We start from the raw sequence: 654 nt of genomic DNA on the forward strand, positions 1-654 counted from the left end.
TTGCATTTTTTCAAGATCAATCTTAGATTTATCGATGATATTAATACGGTTTTGACCAACACCGAAGAATACACCTAATTCTTTTGGAACATCTCCTGAAATCATTTCCATTGTTATTTTCTTTTCAGAGATAGAAGTTACTTTGAATGTTGGCTCAACACCTGTCGGGAATACATATGCGCCATATTCATTGACTTCATATGTACTATATACAGGCAAGATAAATCTTGAAGTAAAAGTATCTCCAACTTTGAGTGCAGTATCACCACTTGTTTTCCACTCGATACCTGAAGCATCATTGAATTCTAACTCAACAGTTGAACCAACTTTCATACCTTCACTTCCACGAACTTGGAATTCTGTATATGTTTCATATGAGCCATCTGCATTGAACTTAATTGTATTTCCAGAAGGTGGCATGTTAATTGAGTTTGTATCGGTTGCAAATTGTTCTACTTTCGGAATATCTACTGTACTTGTCACAGGAGATACTCCAGCAAACGAAGAGCTTGTGCTCGCCATGATTTATACAGAAACTAAGGGTAAAGAGGGAGACGTGATGCAGTCAAGTGAATCTGCTAGTGGTTCTACTGATACCATAAACGATAATGCAAGTAGTATTCGGCAAGGGGTTCAAACCTTGACAGAAAATCT

Annotated in this window: 2 pseudogenes; one reads left to right on the forward strand and one right to left on the reverse strand. The window is 37.0% G+C overall.

Going from position 1 to position 654, the window contains the following annotated elements:
- Nucleotides 1-483: pseudogene (locus QM408_RS09210) on the reverse strand (LPXTG cell wall anchor domain-containing protein); the annotation flags it as partial.
- Here QM408_RS09210 and QM408_RS09215 point away from each other — a divergent pair.
- Nucleotides 482-654, forward strand: a pseudogene (locus tag QM408_RS09215) (lysozyme family protein); the annotation flags it as partial. The pseudogenes QM408_RS09210 and QM408_RS09215 sit on opposite strands and share 2 nt — an antisense overlap.

The organism is Streptococcus mitis, from assembly GCF_047464965.1.
GTDB lineage: Bacteria > Bacillota > Bacilli > Lactobacillales > Streptococcaceae > Streptococcus > Streptococcus mitis_DU.